This is a genomic window from Pseudomonas sp. PS01298, from assembly GCF_029959745.1.
In the GTDB taxonomy this organism is placed as follows: domain Bacteria; phylum Pseudomonadota; class Gammaproteobacteria; order Pseudomonadales; family Pseudomonadaceae; genus Aquipseudomonas; species Aquipseudomonas aylmerensis.
In genome coordinates, this window is record NZ_JASCPP010000008.1 from 1 (window position 1) to 15,478 (window position 15,478).

Annotated in this window: 15 protein-coding genes; 6 read left to right on the forward strand and 9 right to left on the reverse strand. The window is 60.6% G+C overall.

Annotated elements, in window-relative coordinates; translation table 11 throughout:
* On the forward strand, nucleotides 1–2,478 hold a 2,478-nt coding region (locus QMX97_RS05475), incomplete at its 5' end, for an RHS repeat-associated core domain-containing protein (RefSeq protein WP_282396346.1).
* Nucleotides 2,475–2,870, forward strand: a complete 396-nt coding sequence (locus QMX97_RS05480; protein ID WP_282396347.1) for a hypothetical protein — start codon at nucleotides 2,475–2,477, stop codon at nucleotides 2,868–2,870. The genes QMX97_RS05475 and QMX97_RS05480, both read left to right, overlap by 4 nt.
* Nucleotides 2,871–2,969: 99 nt before the next feature.
* On the opposite strand, the gene hemB is transcribed toward QMX97_RS05480, so the two are convergent.
* From hemB to QMX97_RS05495, 3 genes are all read right to left on the reverse strand, one after another.
* Entirely contained in the window at nucleotides 2,970–3,944 is a 975-nt protein-coding gene (hemB, locus tag QMX97_RS05485) for a porphobilinogen synthase (RefSeq protein ID WP_282396348.1), read from the reverse strand.
* 130 nt (nucleotides 3,945–4,074) lie between these two features.
* Nucleotides 4,075–4,917 (reverse strand): PhzF family phenazine biosynthesis protein, encoded by an 843-nt coding sequence (locus tag QMX97_RS05490; RefSeq protein ID WP_120448087.1) that lies wholly within the window; start codon nucleotides 4,915–4,917, stop codon nucleotides 4,075–4,077.
* Between the two features lie 3 nt (nucleotides 4,918–4,920).
* The gene (locus tag QMX97_RS05495; protein ID WP_065907103.1) at nucleotides 4,921–5,619 is read right to left on the reverse strand and encodes a glutathione S-transferase N-terminal domain-containing protein; all 699 of its coding nucleotides are present in this window, start codon (nucleotides 5,617–5,619) and stop codon (nucleotides 4,921–4,923) included.
* Between the two features lie 251 nt (nucleotides 5,620–5,870).
* Here QMX97_RS05495 and QMX97_RS05500 point away from each other — a divergent pair, with 251 nt between their 5' ends.
* Entirely contained in the window at nucleotides 5,871–6,572 is a 702-nt protein-coding gene (locus QMX97_RS05500) for a histidine phosphatase family protein (RefSeq protein ID WP_120448085.1), read from the forward strand.
* A 44-nt stretch (nucleotides 6,573–6,616) separates the two neighbouring features.
* Entirely contained in the window at nucleotides 6,617–7,672 is a 1,056-nt protein-coding gene (locus QMX97_RS05505; RefSeq protein WP_065907107.1) for a permease, read from the forward strand.
* Between the two features lie 113 nt (nucleotides 7,673–7,785).
* On the opposite strand, the gene mnmH is transcribed toward QMX97_RS05505, so the two are convergent.
* From mnmH to QMX97_RS05525, 4 genes are all read right to left on the reverse strand, one after another.
* Nucleotides 7,786–8,889 carry a tRNA 2-selenouridine(34) synthase MnmH gene (mnmH, locus tag QMX97_RS05510; protein WP_065907109.1) on the reverse strand — a complete coding sequence of 368 codons (1,104 nt, stop codon included), beginning with the start codon at nucleotides 8,887–8,889 and terminating at the stop codon, nucleotides 7,786–7,788.
* Nucleotides 8,889–9,923: a selenide, water dikinase SelD gene (gene selD, locus QMX97_RS05515; protein WP_106804504.1), complete on the reverse strand. Its 1,035-nt coding sequence runs from the start codon at nucleotides 9,921–9,923 to the stop codon at nucleotides 8,889–8,891. The genes mnmH and selD overlap by 1 nt, the downstream gene beginning before the upstream one ends.
* A 94-nt stretch (nucleotides 9,924–10,017) precedes the next feature.
* Nucleotides 10,018–10,767, reverse strand: a complete 750-nt coding sequence (locus QMX97_RS05520) for a TerC family protein (RefSeq protein ID WP_065907112.1) — start codon at nucleotides 10,765–10,767, stop codon at nucleotides 10,018–10,020.
* Nucleotides 10,768–10,795: 28 nt separating this feature from the next.
* Complete coding sequence (locus QMX97_RS05525; protein ID WP_065907113.1) at nucleotides 10,796–11,041, reverse strand: hypothetical protein; 246 nt, start codon at nucleotides 11,039–11,041, stop codon at nucleotides 10,796–10,798.
* Between the two features lie 134 nt (nucleotides 11,042–11,175).
* Between QMX97_RS05525 and nhaR the strand changes: the two genes are divergently transcribed.
* Nucleotides 11,176–12,087 (forward strand): transcriptional activator NhaR, encoded by a 912-nt coding sequence (nhaR, locus tag QMX97_RS05530; protein WP_282396356.1) that lies wholly within the window; start codon nucleotides 11,176–11,178, stop codon nucleotides 12,085–12,087.
* Nucleotide 12,088: 1 nt separating this feature from the next.
* On the opposite strand, the gene QMX97_RS05535 is transcribed toward nhaR, so the two are convergent.
* Nucleotides 12,089–13,243, reverse strand: a complete 1,155-nt coding sequence (locus tag QMX97_RS05535) for an MFS transporter (protein ID WP_201143918.1) — start codon at nucleotides 13,241–13,243, stop codon at nucleotides 12,089–12,091.
* A 158-nt stretch (nucleotides 13,244–13,401) separates the two neighbouring features.
* A complete protein-coding gene (locus QMX97_RS05540; protein ID WP_065907120.1) occupies nucleotides 13,402–13,911 on the reverse strand; it encodes a DUF1993 domain-containing protein in 510 nt (169 codons plus the stop codon).
* A 126-nt stretch (nucleotides 13,912–14,037) separates the two neighbouring features.
* Between QMX97_RS05540 and QMX97_RS05545 the strand changes: the two genes are divergently transcribed.
* Complete coding sequence (locus QMX97_RS05545) at nucleotides 14,038–14,685, forward strand: DUF480 domain-containing protein (RefSeq protein ID WP_065907123.1); 648 nt, start codon at nucleotides 14,038–14,040, stop codon at nucleotides 14,683–14,685.
* The last annotated feature ends 793 nt before the right edge of the window (nucleotides 14,686–15,478 follow it).

The following is a 15,478-nucleotide window of genomic DNA, read 5'->3' on the forward strand; positions in this document are numbered from 1 at the left end:
CGGGTGGTAAGGCGTGGTGAAGCTGCCTGGAAATACGAGCGTAATGATCAGGGCGATATCGTTCGTAAGACTGATCCCGACGGCAATGCTACGGACTACAGCTACGACAAGCAGGGGCAACTGGCCGGGGTCTGGTTTCCCGACAACAGCTGCCATCGGCTGGTGTGGAATGAGCGTGGTCAGTTGCTGGAAGAACAACTGCCAAATGGCGGCGTCAAGCGCTACCGCTATGACGATCTCGGGCGGCAGGTGGCGCGTGAGGATGAGCATGGGGCGCTGACCGAGTATCAGTGGGACAGCGTCGGTCGATTGACTCGTGTCGTGTTGCCAGGTGGTGCGGCGCGGGAATACAGCTACAACCCCTACGGAAAGATCACCTCCGAGCGTGATGAGCTAGGGCATGTCACCCGCTACGAATACGCCGATGGCTTGCACCTGATCAGTCGGCGCATCAATGCCGATGGCAGCCAGGTCAAATACCGTTACGACAACGTGCGGCTGTTGCTCACTGAGATCGAGAACGAGGTTGGCGAGACCTACACACTCGACTATCACCTCAATGGCCTGATCCAGCAGGAAGTCGGCTTCGACGGCCAACGGACGGCTTATGCCTACGACCTCAACGGCAAACTGCAGGAAAAAACTGAGTACGGCGACGATGGCAGTCAGCTGGTTACCCGTTATGAGCGAGATCACGCTGGCCGTCTCGTAAGAAAAGTACTTCCCGATGCCAGCGTCGTCGATTATGCCTACGACCGCCAAGGCAACCTCCTTAGCGTCGACGATGGCCACTGGGCGCTCGCCTACGAATACGATGCGCAAAACCGCCTCACCGCCGAACACCAGGGCTGGGGCACCTTGCGCTACGGCTACGATCCTTGCGGGCAGCTGCAACACCTGCGTCTGCCCGATAACAATCGCGTGGTGTTCAAACACGATAAGGGAGGGCAACTGGCGAAGGTCGAGTTAAATGACCAGACGCTCACCACTCACCTTTTCGATGCAGGCCGCGAACACCAACGAGGCCAAGGCAAGCTACTCAGCAGTTACCAATACAACGCTCAAGGACGTCTGTCCGCTCACGGTATAAGCGACGTCGAAGGCGCGATTTACCAACGCCAGTACGACTACGACAAATCCGGCAACCTCACCCGCCTGCTCGACACCCGCAAAGGCGAACACCACTACCACTACGACCCCCTCGCCCGCCTGACCCGCGCCGACCACTCGCAGGATGTGCAAGAACGCTTCGGCCACGACCCAGCCAGCAACCTGCTGATGCAAGACCGCCCAGGGCCGGACATCGTTGCTGGTAACCGGCTGATGATCCAGGGCGACCGCCATTACGAGTATGACGCCTTCGGCAACTTGATTCGCGAACGACGTGGCCGTGGGCACGCGCTGATCACCGAATACCGCTACGACTGCCAGCATCGGTTGATCGGTATCACTCAGCCCAACGGGCAGACGGCCCGCTACCGCTACGACCCGTTTGGGCGGCGAATCAGCAAAACCGTTGATGACATAACCACGGAGTTTTTCTGGCAAGGCGACAAGCTGATTGCCGAACATCACGCGGATCGGCATCGCAGCTATCTCTACGAACCGAATAGCTTCCGCCCGCTCGCCCTGTTGGAAGGCTTCGGCCCGAAGGACACCAAGCCCTACCACTACCAACTCGACCACCTGGGCACCCCACAGGAACTCACCGCCCCGGATGGCGAAATCGTCTGGTCCGCGCATTACCGTGCCTACGGAGAAATCAGCCGCCTAGACGTCGGAAAAGTCGACAACCCGCTGCGCTTCCAAGGCCAGTACTTTGATCAGGAAAGCGGGCTGCACTACAACCGCCATCGCTACTACAATCCGGATACTGGTCGCTACCTGACGCCGGACCCGGTGAAGCTGGCCGGTGGACTTAACAGCTATCAGTACGTACCCAACCCTACAGGGTGGGTGGATCCACTAGGTTTGAATACGTGCCCAGGTGGCGACGGGTGCAAACCCGAATCCATAGCGGACGAGCCTTCGGCAAAAGCAAAAGTTCACAAAGATGAACCTGAACCACCAAACTCAACTGATGAAGAGGACTATTTGTTTCGTGGAGACAGAAATCCACCAGAGAAAGTTTTCAAACAAGGCTTCAAGAGCAAAGGGGATAGCAACGACCTTTATCTCCACGCCGTGAACAGCAACGATCCGCTAAGTAATTTTATAAGTACTTCGCCCTCCAGGATGACTGCTATAGACTTTGCAACGGGTTACGGAACGCGAGAAGGTTACTTGTATGTCATAAAAAGTATCGCAGGGCATGACGTCAATTTAGAACTTGGTAAAAGGACACCTTTCGCAAATGAAAAGGAGTTTGCCATCCATGAGAAAATAGACCCAGAGGATGTTTTAGGAATGACACCTGTAAACCCTGACGGCAGCTATACGGGCTATTCAATTCCAAACCCGAACAGGAAAACAAAATGAAAACAAAAAAAATCAAAGCAATAATTAACAACATAGAAAAAGACGTCACCTTCAAGTATGACGCCACTGAAATAAAATTGATGTTTTCCGAAGCGGACAACTTCAAAAAAATTTATAGCGCCGAAGACATGTATAGGTGCCTGGCAAAAGTCAGGGCCGACTTCCCTTCAATACAATTTCTTTGCAAAGGTGCCAAGATAAACGTCACGCCCTCAAGCATGGCCTCGCAGATGAGCGGAGGGCTGGTTGCCTATGAGTTGACGCTAGGAAAACGCGCAACCCGAGAAAATTTGGTCCACATATTTGACTATGAAGACCAGAATCTCACCAACGACCCAGAGGAACAGCGCCGATTTTACGAAGCATGGATAGTGTCTATAGACGCCGATTGAACTGAATTATCGGCGCCTATGAGTTCGACCAGATGACCACTCACCAATCATCCACCCTGTGGAAAGAAAGCTCCCTCACCACAGGGCTGTGCGGTTTCTTCAGATACCAGCCAACGCCAAGTCCATAGCGAAATAAGTGAAAATCAAGTCCGCCCCCGCACGCTTGATCGACCCCAACGTCTCACGTACGACCCGATCCTCATCGATCGCGCCCGCCTGAGCGCCGAACTTGATCATCGCGTACTCGCCGCTCACTTGATAGGCCGCAACCGGCAGGCGCGACGCCTCGCGGATGTCGCGGATGATGTCGAGGTAGGCTCCGGCCGGCTTGACCATCAGGGCGTCTGCGCCTTCCTGTTCATCCAGCAGTGATTCGCGCACGGCTTCGCGGCGGTTCATCGGGTTCATCTGGTAGCTTTTGCGGTCGCCCTTGAGTGCGCTGCCGCCGGCTTCGCGGAAGGGGCCGTAGAGGGCCGAGGCGAATTTGGTCGAGTAGGCCATGATCGGGATATGCGTGAAGCCGGCGTCGTCCAAGGCGCGGCGGATGGCCTGGACCTGGCCGTCCATCGCTGCCGACGGGGCGATCACATCAGCGCCCGCGCGGGCGGCCGCCACGGCTTGTTTGCCGAGGTTGACCAGGGTCGCGTCGTTGTCGACATGCGCGCCGTGCATCACGCCGCAGTGGCCGTGGTCGGTGTATTCGCAGAAGCAGGTGTCGGACATCACCACCATTTCCGGCACGGCGTCCTTGATGATCGAGGACATGCGCGAGACCAGGCCGCGTTCCTTCCAGGTGTCGCTGCCGCTGGCGTCGAGGTGGTGGGACACGCCAAAGGTCATCACCGACTTGATGCCGGCACGGGCGTAACGCTCGATCTCGCTGGCCAGTTTCTTCTCAGGGATACGCTGTACACCCGGCATGCTGGTGATCGGCACGAAGTCGTCGATTTCTTCTTCGACGAAAATCGGCAACACCAGGTCGTTGAGGGTGAACTCGGTTTCCTGGAACAAGCCACGCAGCTCCGGGGAGCGGCGCAGGCGGCGTGGGCGGGCTTGGGGGAACTGGCTGGTCATGGCGGTCCTGACTGGGTGTAAAACAGTAGAGGCAGAAAACAATGGGGCGAAAGCTTATGCCCGCAGGCCCCGGCAACACAAATGCCAAGGGCCCAACAGTGTATTGCGTGGGGCGTAATAATTTATTGATCTAGAGCTGTAGACGCCCCGCGATGCACACCGCGACGGCGCCACCGATCCAGATTTCATCGCCCTGGCGCTCGACGTGAATGCGCCCCGCACGCCCAATGGCCGTGCCCTGGCTGACCACATACCGCTCAGGCGCCAACCCCTCGCCGAGCAGCCATTGGGCAACGCCGGCGTTCAGGCTGCCGGTGGCCGGATCTTCCTGGGCGCCGTCGCCTGCGACAAAGGCACGCACCTCAAACTGCGCGTCGACGTCATCATGCGCGGGGTTGCAGGGAGCGATCACACCCACGGCCAGCCCCAGCAGTTGCGAAAAGTCCGGCTGCACTGCCAGGACTTGCTGGCGGTCAGCCAACATCACCGCGAGCCACCCCGCGCCGTTATCAACCCACTGGCTGCGCACGATGGCCCCCGGTGCCAGGCCCAACCCCAGGCGCACACGCTCCAGCAATGGCGCGTCGACTGGACCTGAACGCAACAGCGGCGGCGCGATGAACGCCAGCTCATCGCCCTGGCGCCGGATGCGTACCAGGCCGATCTCGCATTCCTGGATGATCTCCTCGCCGTGGGGTACGCCCCCGGCCTGCAGCCACGCATGGCAACTGCCCAAGGTCGGATGGCCGGCGAAAGGCAGTTCCTGCAAGGTGGTGAAAATGCGCACCCGGTAGTCCGCCCGTGGATCGCGGGGCGTCAGCAAAAACGTGGTTTCACTGAGATTGGTCCAACGGGCGAAATCCGCCATTTGCGCATCGCTGAGGCTGTCGGCGCCGAGCACCACGGCCAGCGGGTTGCCCTTGAGCGCGACGTTGCTGAACACATCCAGCTGCTTGAAATCGAAAGTCGGCATGGGTCAGCTCGGTATGTTCAGGCCACGGATGACCGCCGGCCGGGCAACAAAGCCGTCCAGCGCGCGCAGTACGTTAGGGAAGTCGGCAATGCCCACCAGGTCGCCGGATTCGTAGAAGCCGATCAGGTTGCGGATCCACGGAAAGGTTGCGATGTCGGCAATGCTGTACTCATCGCCCATGATCCAGGTGCGGCCCAACAGGCGCTTTTCCAGGACATCGAGCAAACGCCGGGATTCGGCGGCGTAGCGGTCACGGGGACGCTTGTCTTCGTAGGCCTTGCCGGCGAACTTATTGAAAAAGCCCACCTGACCGAACATCGGGCCGATACCGGCCATCTGAAACATCAGCCACTGAATGGTTTCGTAACGTGTCGCCGGGTCTTCAGACAGCAACTGGCTGGTTTTTTCCGCCAGGTAAATCAGGATCGCGCCGGATTCGAACAGGGCCAGCGGCTGCCCGCTGGGGCCGTTCGGGTCAATGATCGCGGGGATCTTGTTGTTGGGGTTCAGCGAGAGAAATTCCGCCGACAGTTGGTCCTGGGTCTCGAAGCTGACTTTGTGTGCCTCATAAGGCAGCCCCAGCTCTTCGAGCATGATCGAGACTTTTACCCCGTTGGGCGTGGGCAGCGAGTACAGTTGCAGGCGGTCCGGATGCTGTGCAGGCCATTTACTGTTGATCGGGAAGGCGGCGATTGAGTTCATCGGGAAGTCCCTGTGCGCAAAGCCTCCATGATAGCCAGCTGTCACCTGTCCTGCATGGGTCATCAATGCGCAACATCCGCTGGCTAATATCCCGCATGGGCGAACCAATAGGCCCAGGCACACTCTTAAGTGCGCTCTTACGGTGAATGGAGGCACCTCGCTTTATCGACAAGGAACACCGCAGGACGCCGGATGCGTCACTGGGGCCGGGCTTGTCCGCCTTAATCCGAAGCACCGAAGACTCGACACTCATGACCATCAAGCCTCTGTGCCTTGCGCTGCGCCTCAAACGCTACTCCTACATCATGTTGCCGCTGCTGCTGGTCGGCGGCGCCATCGGCCTGACCCTGGAATCGCGCATCAGCAGCGCCGAACAGGTCGACGGCGTGCAAACCCTGGTATTCCTGCGCCACGGAGAGAAACCCGCCGGTGGCCTCGGGCAACTCAATTGCCAGGGCCTCAACCGGGCGATGAACCTGGCCACGGTATTGCCGGAAAAATTCGGCAAGGCCAATTTCGTGTTCGCGGCCAACCCGACGCGCAATGTCGAGGAAGGCGAGCTGGACAACTCCTACAGCTACATTCGGCCGCTGATGACCATCAGCCCCAGCGCCATCAAGCTGGGTCTGCCGGTCAACATCAAGTTTTCGGCGAATGACACCAGCGCCCTTGCCGATGAGCTGGTCGAGGACAAGTACCACAACTCGATCATCTATACCGCCTGGTCCCACGGCTACCTGCCGGAGTTGATCAACAAAGTGGCCAGCGAGGCCTCGGGCGAGAAACACACCATCACCGACGACTGGTCGGGCAGCGACTACGACTCGCTGTACGTGCTGACATTGACCTGGCACAACGGCAAGGCCTCGCTGCTGAGCCGCAACTATAAACAGGGCCTGGACAACGGCGAAGAGACCTGCCCGCTCCCCACGCAGGTGAGCGCCGATAGCTGAGAGCGTATGATGCGCCGCTATTGACTCATCTGCGGATCATCCCCATGCCCAACCTCACCTCCCCCCAGCCCTCCCGGGGTTGGTCTTTCTGGTGGAAACCAGCGCTGTTCCTGCTGGTCGCCTGTGTCGGCCTCTACTACGTGAAGTGGTCGCCCTACTACCTCAAGGCGTTTGTGGCCGCGGATAACCACAACATCGGTGCCTCGATCCTCAATGACCAGCAAAGCTCGCCGCTGGCGGCAGCGCTGGCGTATGCCCAAGTGTATTTCCTGGCGATCTGGAAAGCCGCCGTATTGGCGGTGATCCTCGGCTCGCTGCTGCAGGTGCTGATCCCCCGCGACTGGTTGCTGCGCCTGTTTGGCCGCGCCGGGCTGGGATCGACCCTGCGCGGCGGGCTGTTCGCCTTGCCGGGGATGATGTGCAGTTGCTGCGCGGCACCGGTCGCGGCGGGCATGCGCCGCCAGCAGGTGTCGGTGGGCGCGGCGCTGGCGTTCTGGATCGCCAACCCGGTACTCAACCCGGCGACGCTGGTGTTCATGGGCTTTGTACTCGGCTGGGGCTTTACCGCCTTGCGGCTGGTGGCGGGCATTGTGCTGGTGGTCGGTGTGTCGCTGGTAGCACAGCGCATCGCACGGCCGGACCAGGTGCCGGAAGCGGCACTGGAGGCAGTCGCCGACGTCAGCCAGGCGGATGCGCAGCCTTTCCTCGGGCGCTGGCTGCGCACCCTGTGGCAGCTGTTCTGGAGCACCATCCCGGTGTATATCCTCGCCGTGCTGGTGCTGGGCGCTGCGCGAGTGTGGCTGTTCCCGCATGTGGACGGCGCCATGGCCAACAGCCTGGTGTGGCTGGTGCCGCTGGCGATTGTCGGCACGCTGTTCGTGATTCCCACCGCTGCCGAGATTCCCATCGTCCAAACCATGATGACCCTGGGCATGGGCACCGGCCCGGCCGTGGCCCTGCTGATGACCTTGCCGAGCGTGAGCCTGCCGTCGCTGTTGATGCTGCGCAAGGATTTCGACGCGCGAGTGCTGGTGACGGTGGCCGGGCTGACCATGCTCGTCGGGGTGGTATGCGGCTTGATTGGAGCGGTGATTCTTTAGCGTCTGAATGAAGCGTGAGCAGGCCCGCGCCTACATTCGACGGTGGTTACCCTGGAGGAACCCGGTCAAATGCGGGTGCAGGCTTGCTGGCTAAGAGGCTTCTCGCCCGCCCTTTATGCGCGTCTGGCAACCCGTTCGCGCAGATACTCCAGCACCGCGCCCTGCTCCCCCGCAAACTCGATCCGCGCGCCTTTGCTTTCGCGCTGGAAGGCGTACATCGGGTCGTAATACTCGCGCAGCAAACACTCGATCCACACCCTGTGCAACTCCACGGCGCCACTGCGCGCCTGTTCCGCCAGCGCCTCTTGCATGATCACCTGCAAACGCTGGGAACGCTCACCGCCCAGGCGCTTGTGGATATTGGCCAGGCTCTGCGTCAGGCGCTCGGCAAACAATGCCTGGCCCTGCTCGCCAAACACCGCGATAAATTCCGCGCACAGGTCGACGACATAATCGCGCAGGATCCGCTCGACGCGGCCTTCGACGCTGTCCTCCAACCACACCATCGCAAAGGTCTGCATGCCCTTGTGCAACGGTAATGGCAGCGCGCAACTGCCGATCATGCGGCTTTCGTCCTCGACGACAAATTGCTCGATGCCCGCCGCGCGTTTTTTCAACAGGTCCACTGCCAGGCGGTTTTCGAAGTCGATGTTGGACGGTTGCGCCGTGGCCCGCTTGCCGAAGCTCGAACCCCGGTGGTTGGCGTGGCCTTCCAGGTCCAGTGCATTGCGCAATTGGCCGAGGACTTCGGTCTTGCCGGTGCCGGTCATGCCGCCGAGCAACACGAAATCACACTGGGCCGCCGCCTGGTCAAGGGTCTCCAGCAGAAAGGTGCGCATGGCCTTGTAGCCACCGCCGACGCGCGGGTAATCGATGCCAGCGTCGGTTTTCAGCCATTGCTGCACGATCTGCGAGCGCAGCCCGCCACGAAAGCAATACAGGTAGCCGTCAGGATTGGCCTGGGCAAACCGCGCCCAGTGCTCGATACGCTCGGCCTTGATCGCGCCTGATACCAACTCATGCCCCAGCACGATGGCGGCTTGCTGGCCCTGCTGCTTGTAGCAGGTGCCGACGCGCTGGCGCTCGTCATCGGTCATCAGCGGCAGGTTGATCACGCCGGGAAAGGCACCCTTGACGAATTCAACCGGCGCGCGGGTGTCCATCATCGGCCGGTCGTTGAGGAAGATGTCGCGGTAGTCGGTGATGTCAGTCGCCATCAAAACACCTCTACCGCGTGGGTCTGTCGCTCAACCAGTGTACCGATCGGCTCAAGGCTCAGGCCCAGTTCGGCGGCCACGGTGTGGAATTGCGCGTCACCTTCCGGGGTTACCGCGATCAGCAGGCCGCCGCTGGTCTGCGGGTCGCACAGCACGCGCTTGTGCAACTCCTGCAAGCGTCCGATCTTGCTTGAGTAGCTGTCGAAGTTACGCAAGGTGCCGCCGGGCATGCAGCCCTGGTCCAGATAGTCCTCGATCCCCGGCAGGCGTGGGACTTTGGCGTATTCGATGCGCGCCGTTACGCCGCTGCCGTCAGCCATTTCCACCAAGTGGCCCAACAGGCCGAAACCAGTGACATCGGTCATGGCGGTCACTCCCGCCAACTTGCCGAAGCGGCTGCCCGGCTTGTTCAGCGTGCACATCCAGTCACGGGCCAGGCCGATATCCGCCTCGCGCAACTTGCCCTTCTTTTCGGCAGTGGTGAGGATGCCGATGCCCAGCGGCTTGGTCAGGTACAGGCGGCAGCCGACGGTGGCGGTGTCGTTGCGCTTCATGTGGCGTTTTTGCACGAGGCCGGTCACGGCCAGGCCGAAGATCGGCTCAGGTGCGTCGATGGAGTGTCCACCCGCCAGCGGAATCCCGGCTTCGTCGCACACCGAGCGACCGCCACGGATCACTTCGCGGGCGATCTCCGGCGCCAGCACATTCACTGGCCAGCCAAGAATCGCGATAGCCATCAACGGATCGCCGCCCATGGCGTAGATGTCGCTGATCGCGTTGGTCGCGGCGATCCGGCCGAAGTCGAAGGGGTCATCGACAATCGGCATGAAAAAGTCGGTGGTGGACACTACGCCACGCTCGTCGTCGATGGCATACACCGCCGCGTCGTCGCGGGAGGCGTTGCCCACCCACAGGTTGGGGTCGAGGTTCTGCGCGCCGCTGCCGGCGAGGATCACTTCCAGCACCTGCGGCGAAATCTTGCAGCCACACCCGGCGCCGTGGCTGTACTGGGTAAGGCGAATCGGCTCGTTCATGGTGGACCTCAATCTATCAAGTGGGCGGATTCTAGCAGACAGCAAAAGGCCGGCTGGGCTCTGGTGAGCACAGCCGGCCGGTTTGTTTCAGCGATTACTGGCGGGCAGCGAGCAAACGCTTGTGGCGGTTGCGTCGGGCGATGTTCAGGCACTCGATCACGGCCGAGAACGCCATGGCTGCATACACATAGCCTTTAGGCACATGGGCACCGAAGCCTTCGGCGATCAGGGTCATGCCGATCATGATCAGGAAGCCCAGGGCCAGCATCACCACGGTCGGGTTGTCGTTGATGAACTTGGCCAGCGGCTCGGCCGCCACCAGCATCACGATCACCGAGGTCACCACGGCAATGATCATGATCGGCAGGTGCTCGGTCATGCCCACGGCCGTAATGATGCTGTCGATGGAGAACACCAGGTCGAGCATCAGGATCTGGCCGATCGCCGCGGCAAAACCGATGGACACGACATTACCGGTGGTTTCCTTTTCTTCCGGCTCAGGGTCCATGCTGTGGTGGATCTCGGTGGTGGCCTTCCACACCAGGAACAGACCACCGGCGATCAGGATCATGTCCTTCCACGAAAATGCCTGGCCGAGGACTTCGAACACCGGCGTGGTCAACTGCACGATAAATGCGATGGTACTCAACAGGCCCAGGCGCAACACCAACGCCATGCTGATGCCGATGCGACGCGCCTTGGCACGATGCTTTTCCGGCAATTTGTTGGTGAGGATCGAGATGAAGATCAGGTTATCGATACCCAGCACGATTTCCATCACGATCAAGGTCGCCAGGGCGACCCAGGCGGTGGGGCTGGCGGCCAGTTGTAAAAGGTAGTCCATAGGTCAGTCCTGACGTTGTGCTGGGAAATTAGGCTTCTTTGTTACTGTTCGATTCTTCTTGCTCGTCTTCCTGCTTTTCAGGACTGATCAAGCCTTGGGTTGCTTCACTCAATGCCTGCTCGGCGGCCTTGTGCGTGTCATCGATGGCCTGCTTGGCCGACTCGGTGGCTTTGCCGATCACTTGCTGCGCGCTTTTTTCGACTTGATCGCAACCACTGATCATCACCAATGAAAGCGCAAGCACCGACGCCGCGCCCAGGGAATTGAGTTTCATGATGTATTCCTCGTTAGAACCATTGGGTCCAAATACTGGCCCCTCGATAGCGAGGCATTCTATGCAGGCGAACAGTTCAGGAAAATTCGTATTTTTCTCGCGTATACTTCGGTTTTTACGAAGTGATGCACAGCATGCTCAATTATCGTCAATTGCATTATTTCTGGGTCGTGGCCAAGACCGGCAGCATCGTGCGCGCTTGCGAGCAACTGAACCTCACACCCCAGACCATCAGCGGGCAGATCAGCCTGCTCGAACAGACCTTCGGCATCGCGCTGTTTCAGCGGGTCGGCCGCCAGCTGGAGCTGACCGAAGCCGGGCGCCGCGCCCTGCCCTATGCCGAGCAGATGTTCCAGACCGGCAATGAATTGGAGGCGATGCTGCGCGCGCAACCGAATGAGCAGCAGATCCTGTTCCGGGTCGGGGTGGCGGATGTGGTGCCCAAGTCCATCGTCTATCGCTTGATTGCGCCGACCATGGAATTGAGCGAGCCGATCCGCATCACCTGCCGTGAAGACAAACTCGAACGGTTATTGGCCGATCTGGCGATCCAGCGCTTGGACCTGGTGATCTCCGACAGCCCTATGCCTACGCACCTGGACATTAAAGGCTACAGCCAGAGACTGGGGGAATGTGGCATCAGCTTTTTCGCCACCCGGGCGTTGGCTGACCGGTATGCGGGAGATTTCCCACAGTGCCTGCACGGTGCGCCGCTGTTGATTCCGGGTGCGGAAACCGTGGTGCGCAGCCGTTTGCAACGCTGGTTTGCCGAACAGCAGATTCAGCCGAAGATCATCGGCGAGTTCGATGACAGCGCCTTGATGCAGGCCTTTGGCCAATCCGGCAGCGGGATCTTCATCGCGCCCAGCGTGATCGCCGATGAGGTGGTGCGCCAGTACGGCGTGGTGTTGATGGGCCAGACCGACGCGGTCACCGAGTCCTTCTATGCGATCTCGGTGGAGCGCAAGGTCAAGCACCCCGGCATCGTGGCAATCACCGAAGGGGCACGGCGCGAGCTGTTTACCGCCCTGCCCGCGCCCATCTGAGTCAGCTGCAGGTCGCTGTAGGCTTGGCGGTCATCAGCCACAACGCCAGCAGGATCGACACCAGGATAAAGCCGGAAGCCGCGAAGCCCAGGCTGCCCAGGCCGAGGGTGTCGATCACGTGCCCGCCGACCATCGCCCCCAGGCCGATCCCGAGATTGGCCCCGGCGATATTCAGCGACGCCGCAAACGCCGGCGCATGGGGCGCGGCCTTCATCAGCCGCACGTGGCTGACCAGGAACATCGCCGCCTGGGTCACACCCCACACGGCCATCGCCGCGGCCAGGCCAACGGTGGAATGAATCGCCGGCACCAGCGCAACCATGCCCGCGATCATGAAGCCGCAGAACACCATGGAGGCAATCAGCGGGTGCCGATCCACCGCACGCCCGCCCAGTGAGTTGCCGAGCAACCCGACCGCGCCAAAGCCCATCAGGCACCAACCCACCAGGGTGCCGTCGAAGCCGGCCAGGCGCTCAAGGATGTCGGCCAGGTAGGTGTAGGCGGTGAACATGCCACTGAACACCAGGATCGACAGCAGGATGTGGCCCTGCATCAGCGGGTTGCGCAGGATCTTGAACTGCGAGCGCAACGTCACCTGGTCGTTCTTCGGCTGCGTCACCGGCAGGTAGATGAACAGCAGCACGGCCTTGGCCAGCGCGACCACGGCAAGAATGGCAAAGGCGGTGCGCCAGCCGAACATATCCGAAATCAGCGTACCCACCGGAATGCCGAACACCGTGGCGCAGACGATGCCAAAGCCGATTTTCTCGATGGCGCGCCCGGCGTATTCGGGGCCGACGATATCCACTGCCGTTTCACTGGCCAGCGCCCAGAACACCGGCAGGCCCAAGGCCGGGATCAAGCGCGCCAATGCCATCACCCAGATGTTCGGCGCCAGCGCGGCCACGGTGTTGGCGACGCCGAACAGGATCAGGATGCTGATAAACAGGCGCTTGCGTGGGAAACGCGCGAAGTAGGCGGTCAGGAACGGGCCGAATGCCGCCACGGTAAACGCGAACAGGGTCACCAGCAGCCCGGCCTGGGACACGCTGACATTCAGGTCCCGGGCGATGGACGGCAGCAGGCCGACGATGACGAATTCTGTGGTCAGCACGGTAAAGCCGGCGGCCGACAGCAGCAGGATGGGAAACAGCATCAAAAACTCCAGAAACAGCAACACCAACGACAACCCGAAGGTTCGCTGGCAGATAGGATGAAAAAAGGATGCTGAATCTTAACAGAGTGTGTCGGTGTAGCCCATGAAAAAGCCCGGCGATGCCTGCAGGCATCGACCGGGCTTTGCGGCGTTACGACTTAGAACGCGCCCATGTAGTCGCGCTTGCCCACTTCCACACCGTTGTGACGCAGCAAGGCGTAGGCCGTGGTGACGTGGAAGAAGAACTGCGGCAGGCCGTAGGTCAGCAGGTAGGACTGGCCGCTGAAGCGCTTCTCTTTCGGCGTGCCTGGACGGGTGATGATTTCGATGCCTTCCTTGCCGTCGATTTGCTCGGGCTTGATGCTGTCGACAAAAGCCAGGACCTTGGCGATCAGCGCCTGCAGGTCGGCGAAGGTCACTTCGGAGTCTTCGTATTTAGGCACTTCGATCTCGGCCAGGCGCGCGGAAACGCCCTTGGCGAAGTCGACGGCGATCTGCACCTGGCGCACCAGCTGGAACATGTCCGGGAACAGACGTGCCTGCAGCAAGGCGTTGGGCTCGATGTTCTTGGCGGTGGCATGGGCTTCGGCTTTGTTCAGCACATCGCTCAGGGCGGTGAGCATTTGCTTGAAGACCGGGACGGAAGCGGCGTACAGGGAAATAGTCATGGCAGTCTCATGGGGTAATGGCACGGTTTGAACCAGCGGCGATTATAGACACGCCAGCCGCGCGCGCGGCTTGTCTTTTATTTTTTCAGGATTAGGCTAGAGCGCTCACTGCATAGGGAAAGCGCGATGACCGCCGAGCACGACACCGACACCCCTGAGCCGCGCCTGAACAGCACGGAAATCCGCGTCCTGGGCTGCCTGATCGAAAAACAGGCGACCAACCCGGAAACCTACCCCCTGACCCTCAATGCCCTGGTGCTGGCCTGCAACCAGAAGACCAGCCGCGAGCCGGTGATGAACCTCAGCCAGGGCCAGGTCGGCCAGAGCCTGCGGGTGCTCGAAGGTCAGGGCTTCACCCGCCTGGTGATGGGCAGCCGCGCCGATCGCTGGGAGCATCGCGTGGACAAGGCGCTGGAACTGGTGCCGGCCCAGGTGATCCTCACCGGGCTGTTGTTTTTGCGCGGGCCGCAGACGGTCAACGAACTGCTGACGCGCAGCGGGCGCATGCATGACTTTGAAGATGCCGAGCAGGTCGTGCATCAGCTCGAACGCCTGATTGCGCGCGGGCTGGCGGTATTGGTGCCGCGTCAGGCGGGGCAGCGGGAAGACCGCTATACCCATGCGCTGGGAGATCCTGCGGATATTGAAGCGATCATCGCGGCGCGCGGGAATCCGGTGGAGCGCAGTACGGGGGTTTCTGCAGAGCGAATAGAAGAGCTGGAAGCACGAATTGCAGCACTGGAAGAGCGTCTGGCCCAGCTCGAACAGGGCTGAACCCATCTAGAATGTGAATACCCGGGATTGCTCGCGAAGGCGGTGGTGTGTCAGTTGATGCATTTGGTGGCTGATCCACCGCTTTCGCAGGCAAGCCAGCTCCCACATTTGTTCTCCATACACCCGCCATACCCGAGTCATACCAGGATCCCCCTGTGGGAGCGGGCTTGCTCGCGAAGGCGGTGTGTCAGTTGATGCATTTGGTGGCTGATGCACCGCTTTCGCAGGCAAGCCAGCTCCCACATTTGATCTCCATACACTCGGGATCCCGAGTCATACCAGGATCCCCTTGTGGGAGCGGGCTTGCCCGCGAAGGCGGTGTGTCAGTTGACGCATTTGATGGCCGATCCACCGCTTTCGCAGGCAAGCCAGCTCCCACATTTGATCTCCATACACCCGCATGCCCGAGTCATCCCCGGATCCCCCTGTGGGAGCGGGCTTGCTCGCGAAGGTGGTGTGTCAGTTAATGCATTTGGTGGCTGATGCACCGCTTTCGCAGGCAAGCCAGCTCCCACACTTGATCCCCATACACCCGCATACCCGATCCATACCAGGATCCCCCTGTGGGAGCGGGCTTGCTCGCGAAGGTGGGCTGTCAGTTGATGCATTCGGTGACTGATGCACCGCTTTCGCAGGCAAGCCAGCTCCCACATTTGATCTCCATACACCCGGGAACCCGAGTCATACCCGGACTCCCCTGTGGGAGCGGGCTTGCTCGCGAAGGCGGTGTATCAGTTGATGCATTCGGTGGCTGATCCACCGCTTTCGCAGGCAAGCCAGCTCCCACATTTGA

Bases quoted from the DNA above. Each gene is read 5' to 3' on its own strand.
- QMX97_RS05480 (WP_282396347.1), top strand. From the start codon at position 2,475: ATGAAAACAAAAAAAATCAAAGCAATAATTAACAACATAGAAAAAGAC.
- hemB (WP_282396348.1), bottom strand. From the start codon at position 3,944: ATGACCAGCCAGTTCCCCCAAGCCCGCCCACGCCGCCTGCGCCGCTCC.
- QMX97_RS05490 (WP_120448087.1), bottom strand. From the start codon at position 4,917: ATGCCGACTTTCGATTTCAAGCAGCTGGATGTGTTCAGCAACGTCGCG.
- QMX97_RS05495 (WP_065907103.1), bottom strand. From the start codon at position 5,619: ATGAACTCAATCGCCGCCTTCCCGATCAACAGTAAATGGCCTGCACAG.
- QMX97_RS05500 (WP_120448085.1), top strand. From the start codon at position 5,871: ATGACCATCAAGCCTCTGTGCCTTGCGCTGCGCCTCAAACGCTACTCC.
- QMX97_RS05505 (WP_065907107.1), top strand. From the start codon at position 6,617: ATGCCCAACCTCACCTCCCCCCAGCCCTCCCGGGGTTGGTCTTTCTGG.
- mnmH (WP_065907109.1), bottom strand. From the start codon at position 8,889: ATGGCGACTGACATCACCGACTACCGCGACATCTTCCTCAACGACCGG.
- selD (WP_106804504.1), bottom strand. From the start codon at position 9,923: ATGAACGAGCCGATTCGCCTTACCCAGTACAGCCACGGCGCCGGGTGT.
- QMX97_RS05520 (WP_065907112.1), bottom strand. From the start codon at position 10,767: ATGGACTACCTTTTACAACTGGCCGCCAGCCCCACCGCCTGGGTCGCC.
- QMX97_RS05525 (WP_065907113.1), bottom strand. From the start codon at position 11,041: ATGAAACTCAATTCCCTGGGCGCGGCGTCGGTGCTTGCGCTTTCATTG.
- nhaR (WP_282396356.1), top strand. From the start codon at position 11,176: ATGCTCAATTATCGTCAATTGCATTATTTCTGGGTCGTGGCCAAGACC.
- QMX97_RS05535 (WP_201143918.1), bottom strand. From the start codon at position 13,243: ATGCTGTTTCCCATCCTGCTGCTGTCGGCCGCCGGCTTTACCGTGCTG.
- QMX97_RS05540 (WP_065907120.1), bottom strand. From the start codon at position 13,911: ATGACTATTTCCCTGTACGCCGCTTCCGTCCCGGTCTTCAAGCAAATG.
- QMX97_RS05545 (WP_065907123.1), top strand. From the start codon at position 14,038: ATGACCGCCGAGCACGACACCGACACCCCTGAGCCGCGCCTGAACAGC.